Annotated in this window: 13 protein-coding genes and 1 pseudogene; 9 read left to right on the plus strand and 5 right to left on the minus strand. The window is 64.2% G+C overall.

The annotated features are described in order from the left end of the window. The 5 genes from ACXJ7R_RS16325 to ACXJ7R_RS16345 all read left to right on the plus strand — a co-directional run. Positions 1-588: ABC transporter substrate-binding protein (locus ACXJ7R_RS16325; protein WP_457152740.1), on the plus strand; the 588-nt coding region annotated here is incomplete at its 5' end. Between the two features lie 133 nt (positions 589-721). Further along, entirely contained in the window at positions 722-1594 is an 873-nt protein-coding gene (locus tag ACXJ7R_RS16330) for an ABC transporter permease subunit (RefSeq protein ID WP_184871729.1), read from the plus strand. Beyond that, on the plus strand, positions 1591-2628 hold the full coding sequence (locus ACXJ7R_RS16335) for a branched-chain amino acid ABC transporter permease (protein WP_457152741.1): 1038 nt from the start codon (positions 1591-1593) through the stop codon (positions 2626-2628). The genes ACXJ7R_RS16330 and ACXJ7R_RS16335 overlap by 4 nt, the downstream gene beginning before the upstream one ends. Then, positions 2625-3347 (plus strand): ABC transporter ATP-binding protein, encoded by a 723-nt coding sequence (locus ACXJ7R_RS16340; protein WP_457152742.1) that lies wholly within the window; start codon positions 2625-2627, stop codon positions 3345-3347. Before ACXJ7R_RS16335 ends, ACXJ7R_RS16340 begins: the two co-directional genes overlap by 4 nt. Beyond that, a complete protein-coding gene (locus ACXJ7R_RS16345) occupies positions 3344-4063 on the plus strand; it encodes an ABC transporter ATP-binding protein (protein ID WP_457152743.1) in 720 nt (239 codons plus the stop codon). Before ACXJ7R_RS16340 ends, ACXJ7R_RS16345 begins: the two co-directional genes overlap by 4 nt. Positions 4064-4074: 11 nt before the next feature. Here the strand turns inward: ACXJ7R_RS16345 and ACXJ7R_RS16350 are convergent, their stop codons facing one another. Beyond that, a complete protein-coding gene (locus ACXJ7R_RS16350) occupies positions 4075-4815 on the minus strand; it encodes a FadR/GntR family transcriptional regulator (RefSeq protein WP_184871733.1) in 741 nt (246 codons plus the stop codon). Positions 4816-4942: 127 nt separating this feature from the next. Between ACXJ7R_RS16350 and ACXJ7R_RS16355 the strand changes: the two genes are divergently transcribed. Beyond that, positions 4943-5848, plus strand: coding sequence for an NAD(P)-dependent oxidoreductase (locus tag ACXJ7R_RS16355; protein WP_457152744.1), 906 nt, complete (start codon positions 4943-4945; stop codon positions 5846-5848). Positions 5849-5859: 11 nt separating this feature from the next. On the opposite strand, the gene ACXJ7R_RS16360 is transcribed toward ACXJ7R_RS16355, so the two are convergent. The 3 genes from ACXJ7R_RS16360 to ACXJ7R_RS16370 form a co-directional block, all read right to left on the minus strand. Then, positions 5860-6741, minus strand: coding sequence for an AraC family transcriptional regulator (locus tag ACXJ7R_RS16360; protein ID WP_457152749.1), 882 nt, complete (start codon positions 6739-6741; stop codon positions 5860-5862). 222 nt (positions 6742-6963) lie between these two features. After that, complete coding sequence (locus ACXJ7R_RS16365; RefSeq protein ID WP_457152745.1) at positions 6964-7173, minus strand: hypothetical protein; 210 nt, start codon at positions 7171-7173, stop codon at positions 6964-6966. Between the two features lie 14 nt (positions 7174-7187). After that, on the minus strand, positions 7188-7367 hold the full coding sequence (locus ACXJ7R_RS16370; RefSeq protein ID WP_457152746.1) for a hypothetical protein: 180 nt from the start codon (positions 7365-7367) through the stop codon (positions 7188-7190). Between the two features lie 98 nt (positions 7368-7465). Here ACXJ7R_RS16370 and ACXJ7R_RS16375 point away from each other — a divergent pair, with 98 nt between their 5' ends. Next, positions 7466-7780: a hypothetical protein gene (locus tag ACXJ7R_RS16375; RefSeq protein ID WP_457152750.1), complete on the plus strand. Its 315-nt coding sequence runs from the start codon at positions 7466-7468 to the stop codon at positions 7778-7780. A 1-nt stretch (position 7781) separates the two neighbouring features. On the opposite strand, the pseudogene ACXJ7R_RS16380 reads toward ACXJ7R_RS16375, so the two are convergent. Then, positions 7782-8218 (minus strand): annotated as a pseudogene (locus ACXJ7R_RS16380) (IS5 family transposase); the annotation flags it as partial. Between the two features lie 190 nt (positions 8219-8408). Here ACXJ7R_RS16380 and ACXJ7R_RS16385 point away from each other — a divergent pair. Together ACXJ7R_RS16385 and ACXJ7R_RS16390 are read left to right on the plus strand one after the other, a co-directional pair. Then, positions 8409-8939 carry a TetR family transcriptional regulator C-terminal domain-containing protein gene (locus ACXJ7R_RS16385; protein ID WP_457152747.1) on the plus strand — a complete coding sequence of 177 codons (531 nt, stop codon included), beginning with the start codon at positions 8409-8411 and terminating at the stop codon, positions 8937-8939. A gap of 113 nt (positions 8940-9052) precedes the next feature. Continuing rightward, the gene (locus ACXJ7R_RS16390) at positions 9053-9871 is read left to right on the plus strand and encodes an alpha/beta fold hydrolase (RefSeq protein ID WP_457152748.1); all 819 of its coding nucleotides are present in this window, start codon (positions 9053-9055) and stop codon (positions 9869-9871) included. Positions 9872-9926 lie beyond the last annotated feature (55 nt).

Here is a 9926-nt window from a genome sequence, read left to right on the forward strand (position 1 = left end):
GGACAGGACGTCCCCGACATCATCTTCTATCCGCCTGACACGACCGACTTCTCGCCGTTCCTGACGCGGGCCAAGAGCCTCAATCCGGATATCATCCACTTCTGGTACAATGGCGATTCAACGCTGACGGCGCTGCCGCAGGCGCTCGAACTGGGAGCCGCCAAGAGCTACTTCCTGTTCGGCGTCGACCCCGGCATCTGGAAGGAAAAGCAGCTTTCGGCCGACGTGCCGGTGGCGATGAGCTGCGTGCCGGTATGCTGGGGCGAGTCGTCCAACCCGAAGGCCAAGGCCTATTTCGACGCCTATTTCGACGCCGGCGCGCCGCACGGCGTGACCTCGTCGGTGTCGCTGCTTTACCACGACTATGTCCACTTCCTCGCCGAAGCCTGGGAGAAGGCCGGCAGCTTCGATCCGGACAAGACGGTCGAGGCGCTGCTGACCCTGCACCATCAGGGCGTCGTCTCGGATGATTTGACCTTCAATCCAACCCATCAGGTCACCCATGCCACCGAAGTCTGCGCCGCGGCACCCGGCGGCGCCATCTCCTGCTCGATGCAACAGCCACCGGCTGAAGCGCCGAAGAGCTGATCTGGCCAACCCGTGCCATGAGTTGGCGGCGTCGTCATCGCGCCGCCAACTCATGCCTCTCGGAATGCAGGCAGGGCCGGATCGCCGGCCACCACGTCAACAGCGCCCACCACGTCAACAGCGGAAGCGAGCCGTGGACATCTTCATACAGCAGATCCTCAACGGGCTTTCGATCGCCAGCGTGATTACGCTGATCGCCATCGGCGTCACCCTGATCTTCGGCCTGACCGGCATCATCAACTTCGCCCATGGCGAATTCCTGATGATCGGCGGCATCGTCACCTGGCTTGCGGTCAGCGCCGGCCTCGGCTTCCCGCTGGCGGTGGTGCTGGCGATCCTGGCGGTCGGGCTGATGGGCTACATCCTCGAGCGCGGCCTTTTCCGCTTCACGCTGGAGCGACCGACCAATGGCTTCATCGTCTCGCTCGGCCTCATCGTCGTGCTGCAGCATGTCGTCGTGCTGTTCTGGAACCCCAACCAGAAGAGCATTCCGCGCCCGCTGACCACGGTCTGGGAGGTCGGCGGCGTGCGCATCGCCTCGGTGCGGGTCATGGTCATCGCGATCACCATTGCCGTGGTGGCGCTCAGCTTCCGCATGATCACGGCAAGCCGCTACGGCCGTGCCTTGCGGGCGAGCGTCGAGGACCGCGATACGGCGGCCCTGATGGGCATTCCGGTGCGCCGCTACATCACCGGCGTGTTCGTGCTCGGCAGTGCATTGGCCGGGCTCGGCGGGGCGCTGCTGATCGCGCTGTTTCCGATCACGCCGTTCACCGGCGGCACCATGGTGATGAAGGGCTTTGCCGTGGCGCTGATCGGCGGGCTCGGCAACATCTATGGCGCCGTCGCCGCCGGGCTCATCCTCGGCATCGTCGAAGGCTTCAGCGCCGGCTACGGCTTCTCGCAATGGACCGATGCCTATTCCTTCGCCCTGATGATCCTGGTGCTGATCGTTCGCCCGCACGGCCTGTTCGGCGGCACCAGCGGACCCCGGATGGCGTCATGAAGGAAGGCCTCCACCAGGATCGCGGGGGTTCCACCTTCAAGGCGTTGCGATCGCTGCTGCCGGTGCTGGTCATCCTGGCGCTGATTGCGCTGGTGCCGTTGTTCTCGCCGAGCAACCGCTTCCTGTCGCTGGCGATCTCGGCCGGCATCAATGTGATCGCGCTCTACGGCCTGTCGGTGCTGTTCGGCCAGACCGGCATCCTGTCGATGGGGCACGCGGCGCTGGTCGGCGTCGGCGCCTATGCGGCGGCGATCCTGGCGCGGGACTTTGGCGTCGGGTTTTGGGCAGCACTGCCGGCGGCGGCTTTGGCAAGTGCCGTGTTCGCGATGATCGTCGGCATTCCGTCGCTGCGGGTCGGCGGCCACCATTTTGTCATCATGACCTTTGCCTTCGGGCAGTTGCTGGCCATCGTGCTCACCAATGGCGGCGACTATACGGGTGCGGCGACAGGACTTGACCTCGCCGGCCCGGTCACACTGTTCGGCGCCGATATGAGCGATTTGACGCGCTATTACCTGATGGTGGTGGCCTTCGTGACGGCCGCGGCGGTTGCGAGTTGGGCGATCATCAACTCGTCCTATGGCCGCACGCTGCGGGCCATCCGGGAGAACGAGAAGCTTGCCGCCTCGCTCGGCATCAATGTCGGCCGGCACAAGATCGGCGCCTTCGTCGTCAGCGGCGTCTTTGCCGGCATCTCCGGCGTGCTGCTGGCCTATTTCCTCGGCCACATCTCGCCGTCGCAGTTTTCCTCCTTCCCCAGCATCTACCTGGCGCTGATGGTCATGATCGGCGGCGCCCGCCTGATCGAGGGACCGCTCGCCGGCGGCATCCTGGTCGCCTTCCTGCCGGAAGTGCTCAACCTCGACCCGGTCCAGTCGCGCATCGTTTACGGCGTCTGCCTGATCGCGGTGATCATGCTTTTGCCCGACGGCCTGATCGGCGGCATAGTGCACGCACTTCGTGCAGTGTTGTCGGGCAAGCCGAAACCGGAGACTGGCGAGCGCAACGCGACCCCCTCGGAGGCGCGGCGATGAGCCCGATCCTGGCGATCAGCGGCCTGAGCAAGCAGTTCGGCGGCGTCACCGCACTGGCAGGCGTCGACCTCGCCATCGAAGAGGGTGAAATCCTTGGTGTCGTCGGTCCGAACGGTTCGGGCAAGACCACGCTGTTCAATGTCGTCACCGGCGTGCACCGGCCGAGCGGCGGCACCGTGCTGTTCCGCGGTCAGGACATCACCGGCCTCAAGCCGTATGCCATATCGCGGGCCGGCATCGGCTACACCTTCCAGCAGGCGATGGCCTTTGCCGGACTTGGCGTGCTGGAGAATGTCCGCATCGCCGGCGAGCATGTGGGGACTGGCGGCACCGCCAACCCATGGCCGACGCCGCAGGCGCTGCTCGATTTCGTCGGGCTGAGCGCGGTTGCCAATGAGAAGGCCGGCGTGCTGCCGTTCGGCAGCCTGCGCCTGCTCGGCCTTGCGCTGGCGCTCGCCACGCGGCCGTCGCTGCTCCTGCTTGACGAACCCGCCGCAGGCCTCAACGACCGCGAAACCACCGCTCTAGTAGGTCTCGTCCGCCAGCTTCCCGGCCACGGCATATCCGTCTGCGTCATCGACCACGACATGAAGCTGATGCAGATGCTGTGCCGGCGCCTCGCCGTGCTCGATTTCGGCTCCAAGATCGCCGATGGGCCGACCGAGGCGGTGCTTGCCGATCCCAAGGTGCTGGAAGTCTATCTGGGAGGCGATCTGTGAACCTGCTCGCCGTTTCCGATGTCGTCACCGGCTACGGGCCGACCATCGTCAACCGCGGCGTTTCGCTGACGCTCGGGGCGGGTGAGATCGTCACCATCCTCGGCCCCAACGGCGCCGGCAAGTCGACGCTGCTCAAGGCGATCGCCGGGCTGATCCGGCCGCGCGCCGGCAGCATTTCGTTCGACGGTGCCGAGGTGACCGGGCTTGCCGCCGATGTCATGGCCAGGCGCGGCGTCGTGCTGGTGCCGGAAGGGCGCAAGATCTTCGTCGAGATGAGCGTCGAGGAGAATTTGCGTCTCGGCGCCTATGCGCGCCGTGACGATGCCGCCGTGGAAGCCGATTTCGAAACCATGCTTGCCTTCTTCCCGATCCTTGCCACCAAGCGGCGCGACAAGGGCGGCTCGCTGAGCGGCGGCCAGCAGCAGATGCTGGCCATTGCGCGCGGGCTGATGACGGGGCCGCGCGTGCTGCTGCTCGACGAACCGTCGCTCGGGCTGTCGCCGCTGCTGGTCAAGGAGATCAAGGCGATCATCCTCGGCATCGGCGAGCGCTTCGGCGCTTCTGTGCTGCTGGTCGAGCAGAATGCCGGCCTGGCGCTCTCCGTCGCGTCGCGCGGCTATCTCATGCAGAACGGCCGCATCGTCGTCTCGGGACCCATCGCCGAATTGCGCGACATGTCGCTGATGCGCGAACTCTATCTCGGCGTGGCGGGATGAGCGGCAAGTGCTCAGTCGTGGCTTGCCCTGTCGCGCAACTCCTCGAAGCGGGCATAGCTCTTGGTCAGATGGCTGCGCATGGCGCGCCGTGCCGCGTTGGCATCCCTAGCCTCGATTGCGGCGAGAATGGCGCGGTGCTCGCGCTGCATGCGTGCCAGGTATTTCTCCCGCTCGGGCAGGGTCATCCGGTCGAGCCGTATCCATTGGCGCGGGATCATGGCGCTGCCGAAGGTGTCGAACAGCCGGGTGAAATTGGCGTTCTGCGTCGCCGCGAGAATGGCGCGATGGAAACCGAAATCCTCTTCCGAGCCCGACCCGCCGGCGCGCACCGCCGCCTCCAGCGCGTCCAGCCGCGAACCCATCTGCTCGAGCGCCGCATCGCTTCGCCGCTCGGCGGCAAGCCCGGTCGCCTCGACCTCGATGCCCATGCGCAGTTCGAGCACGCGCAGCACCTCGTCGATCGATTCAAGATCGTCCGGCAGGATGGAAAAGGTCCTCGGCAGCGGATCCTTGGCGACGAAGGCGCCGAGGCCCTGGCGCGTGGTGATCAGGCCACGGGCGCGCAGTGCGGCGAGCGCCTCGCGTACGACTGTGCGGCTGACGCCGGTGGCGGCGACGATCTCCTGCTCGGTCGGCAGGCGCTGACCCGGCGCCAGGTCGCCGGATTCGATCTGCGCGATCAGCGTGTTGACGAGCCCGGTCCGCAGATTGGGCGCTTGCGGTATGGCATCGAAAAGCATGGGCTCCGCCATCGGGGGATACGGCCTCCGGTCCGATTCTTCGGCAACGGCCGATTCTTCTTCAAAGGATTGCATCGACAGGTGCCCGCCGCAAGGTGACGAAATGCGGCCCGCCAACGTGGGCCATTTGGAGGATTGCATGAAAGAACGCATAGGCTTCATTGGTCTGGGCAGCATGGGCGCCGGCATGGCCGACAATCTGCTGCGCAAGGGCTGGCCGCTGGCGGTCTGCGTGCATCGCAGCCGCACCGCCGCCGACCGGCTGATCGCAGCCGGCGCCACCGAAGCGGCAAGCGCGCGCGCGCTCGCCGCCGCCTGCGATGTCGTCATCCTGTGCGTCACCGGTTCGCGCGAGGTCGAAATGCTGGTCAAGGGGCCGGATGGCCTGGCCGCGGCAGGCAAGCCGCTGCTGGTCATCGACTGCTCGACCTCCAATCCATCCTCGACGACAGCGCTTGCGGCTGACCTCGCGGCACTTGGCGTGACGCTGATCGATGCACCGCTGGCGCGCACGCCCAAGGAAGCGGCCGAGGGCAAGCTCGACGTCATGGTCGGCGGCCCAGCCGAGGCGATCGCCCGCGCGCGGCCGGTGCTCGAGGCGTTTGCGGCGCGCGTCGTCCACACCGGCCCGACCGGCAGCGGCCACACGATGAAGCTGCTCAACAATTTCGTCTCGATGGGCTATTCGGCGATCTATTCGGAAGCGCTGACGCTCGGCGCCAAGGCCGGGCTGACGCCGCAGGTCTTCAACAGCGTCATTTCGGGCAGCCGCATGGATTGCGGTTTCTACCAGGCCTTCTTCGATTTCGTGCTGACCCGCAACGAGAACGCCCAGCGTTTCGCCATCGTCAATGCGCTCAAGGACATGACCTATCTCGCCTCTTTCGCCCAGGCCGCCGATGTCGCCAACCCGATCGGTGCGGCGGTGCGCAACGGCTTTGCCACCGCGGTCGCGACCGGCCATGGCAAGAAGTTCGTGCCGGCGCTGTCGGATATCATCGCCGGCCTGAACGGTGTCTCGCTGGTGGAGCCGCCGGAGATGTGATGGGAGCGGTTCTATTTCAGCGGCAGGAATAGCTCCGCGACCGTCTCATGCTCCGGCACCTCCGGGACGAAGCTCAGCCGCTGGCAATAGATCGGGAAGTCGCGCGCTTCCTCGCCGCTGGCCGGCAGCCAGTCGCGATAGAGGTAGAGTGCGGCAGGCTCCAGATTGTGGGTGTTGCCGACGACACGCAGCACCGCGCAGCGTCCGCCGGGGATCACGCCCGCCTTCATGTGTTCGTCGTTCGCCTCGATCGGTTGGCTGGTCCCGACACAAAGGTCCACGCTGTAATCGGCAGGCGACGCAGGACGCCTCTCGGAACGCCAGACATTGAAGGTCGGACTTGTCCTGGGATGCAGGCCGGCGGCCTTGCGCCAGGCGATGAACCGCTGGATGGTGGCGCCGAGCATCGCAGGGTCGCCCCGATGCTGCATGATCGCCACCGGCGTCGGGGCCACATCGCGGATCGTCACGTCGTCGGTGGTAAAAGTCTTCTGCATGAGCTTGCTCCTGGCGTTGTCGAGAGGCCCGAAGGCCGCAAGCCACGGCTCCCATTCGGGAGACTTCCGGAACGACGACGGCGATTGCCCGAACCGTTGCCGAAAGGCGCGGGCGAAGGCATCCGGTGCGTCGTAACCGGCATCCATCGCTATGTCCGTGACGCTTTGGGCATCCGTGTAGGCCAGCCGGTACGAAGCGCGCTTCATGCGGGCGAGCTGGACATAGCGATGCACGGACAAGCCGAAGGTGGACATGAACTGCCGGTGGAAATGGTATTTCGAGAACGCCGCGACGCCGCTCAGTGCTTCCAGACCCAGATCGTCGTCGAGATGCCGGTCTATGTGGTCCAGCACCCGCTGCATCCGGGCATGGTAGTTTTCAAGTGCCGCCTTCACCGTCTCGTCCTCCGTGGCGACATCAGCTAGGCCCTTCGGGATATGGCGCGCTCGACCGATCTTGCGATTTGGCATGGATCAACAGGCGCCTGCCAGCAACGGCCTACGGGCAAGCCCGATCTGAAGTTGAACGGCGCCAAGCGGAAGAGCGCTGCTATCGCCGGCTTCGACTCGTCCCAATTCAAATAAGCGGCATTCACCCTGCCAGGCGCGTCATGGCGATCACACGACTATGGGCGGCGTAGGGTCGTAGCTGATCGCCACCAGCCCCGGATACCTATGGGCGAGAGCGAGGATTTGGGTCTCAAGCTCGCAGTTGTAGGCCATCAGCGCCTTCACGGTCTCAAGCGGGCTTTCGTAGCGGGCTATGAGCTTCTCCGCTTCGGCGTGCAACTCCGCTTTGGATTCAGCGTCCAGGTGCATCGTGGCCATTTGCGGTCCCTCCCCTAGCTGCTCGCTCTGCGCGGGGCCGAGAGCGCGTCGAGCCGCTCTTGAAGGTGCCCGTTGAGCACGATCATTTCCTTGAGCGCCTTCATCACGTCGCCCTTGTAGACTGCGATGAAGTCCTCGGCATGGGCCTGGAGGGCGGCCTCCTGACGGCTGTTGAGTGTGACAATGCGATCCACGGCAATTCCTCCAAACGCTGCATGGCCAGTGAACAAAAAGGGAACGAAAATGTCAAGAGCGAATTGACTCGGCGAGGAATAGGTTCCTATTTTTGGCCATGCCGGAACAGAGCAGACGACCGCGCCGCCTTGTGCAGACCTTGTGCCGAGCGCATGAGGTCGGGCAGCTGATCCGCGTCCGCTGCATCAACTGCAACATCACCCGCCACTACCTGCCGGGGGACCTCGCCAAGCTCGTCGGGGACATTCCGTTTTGGGACGTGGCCCGGCACATGCGTTGCGAGCGGTGCAAACGCCGCGAGCTCGACGTGGATATCCTGCTGCCAAGCGCATTGGAGGGCATGAAGATACGCGTGAGGCGGCTTGTTGAAATCCGCATGGTGCGGCGGGTGATCTGGAAGGATGACAGCTAGCCTAGGCGGCGTGGACAAATTTGAGCCAGTATCTGGCGGTGGCGAGATGGACCATTCCGAGGAAACTGCTGGCCAAGTTGGTCGTAGCGGGTGGCGATGGCGCGGTTGACCTTCAGCTGACCGAACATGCGTTCGATGCGATTACGCTGCTTGTAGAGCGCGGTCATGCTCGATTTTTACGCGACGATTTGAGCGACCTGGAATGACGGCCTCGATCTTCCGATCGGCAAGGTCGGCACGAATGGCCTCGGCATCGTATCCCTTGTCTGCGAGCAGGGCGTCGGGCGTGCGCTCGGGCAAGCCGATTAATGCATCATACGCCTTGCAGTCTGTCGCTTCGCTGCTGGTTAGGATGAAAGCGAGCGGTCGTCCGAGGGCGTCAGCCAGGCAGTGAAGCTTACTGGTGAACCCGCCCCGCGAGCAGCCAAGAGCGCGTTGGACGGCGTCAACGGCATGCCTCGTCTATCCGGTAGTTTCAGCGGCTGGAGACGCAGTTCAACCGGACGAACCGATGCCCACACCAAAAAACTGCTTGACGATAATAAGACGACCGGTCATATATTAACCCATGCCTAGACCAGCCAATCCTGAAACGCGATCGCGCCTCCTGGAAAAAGGGGGAGACCTTGTGAGCACCCGCGGCTTCAACGCCACGGGCGTGCAGGAGATCACCGCGGCAGCCGGCGTGCCCAAGGGTTCGTTCTATAATTACTTCGACAGCAAGGAAGCCTTCGCCGTCGCCGTATTGACCGAATATTGGGAGGCGGTTGTYGCTGAGTATGGGGCCATTTTGAATCAACGCCGGACGCCGCCCTTGTCGCGCATCGCGCGCTATTTCGCCGGGCTTGCCGAGTTTCACGAGCGCCGCCGTTACGCGGTCGGCTGCCTGATCGGGAACATGGCACTGGAGGTCACGCCGACGAGCGAGGATGTGCGGATCAAGCTTGCGGCGATCTATCGCGAGTGGTCGGCCGCGCTCGCCTCATGCTTGCGGGAAGCGCAGGAGAAAGGGGAATTGTCGGCCGGAAAGGATCCAGGGCAGCTTGCCGTCGCGCTGATTGACACGTTCGAAGGGGCGGTCATGCGGGCCAAGGTCGAACGTAGCCGGGCGCCCTTCGACAGCTTCGAGCGCTTTGTTTTGCCCTCTCTGCTGAGTTAAACATTTTGACCAATTAATAGACGACTGGTCGTCTTAGTTTACCGGATCATCGCTGGAACGCCGCGCCAGCGAGCGATGACTCTCATCCGCGGCTAATCTAAAGGAGCTGAACAATGCCCACGATCACTACCACAGACGGCGTAAACATCTTCTACAAGGACTGGGGCTCAGGCCAGCCGATCGTTTTCAGCCACGGCTGGCCGCTGACAGCGGACGACTGGGACGCCCAGATGACCTTCTTCCTTCGCCACGGCTATCGGGTGATCGCCCACGACCGGCGCGGCCACGGCCGGTCCGACCAGCCCAGCACTGGCAACGACATGGACCACTGGGTTGCCGACCTCGCGGCCCTGACTGAACACCTCAACCTGCGCGACGCGATCCACATCGGCCACTCCACAGGTGGCGGTGAGGTGGCGCGCTATGTCGCTCGCCACCAGGAACGCGTCGCGAAGGCGGCGCTGGTCGCTTCATTGACGCCGAACATGTACCGGAGCGAGGACAACCCGTCCGGTCAACCGCCGGAGTGGTTCGAAGCGATCCGGGCAGGCGTGCTGGGCAACCGGTCGGAGTTCTACCGTTTCGTCCCTGAGAATCCGTTCTACGGCTACAACCTGGATGGGGCGAAGCCTTCGGAGGCGATCATTGCGAACTGGTGGCGCCAAGGCATGGCCGGCGGTGCCCTCGCTCATTACGCGACTGTCGACTCTTGGCTCGAAGATTATACCGAAGACCTCAAGAAGATCACCGTGCCGGTGCTGGTGATGCATGGCGAGGCTGATCAAGTCGTTCCGTTCGCAAGTTCCGTGCCGCGTGCGGTCGACCTGCTTAAGAACGGGTCGCTGAAGACTTATCCCGGCTATCCCCATGGCATGCTCACCACGCATGCGGATRTCCTCAACCCCGACCTGCTCTCGTTCATCAGGTCTTGACGACATCTCTCATCCATTATCGCCTATGGTAGACATTTGGGAGTGTATATTGAGG

The sequence above is a fragment of the Mesorhizobium sp. P5_C1 genome (genome assembly GCF_054049815.1).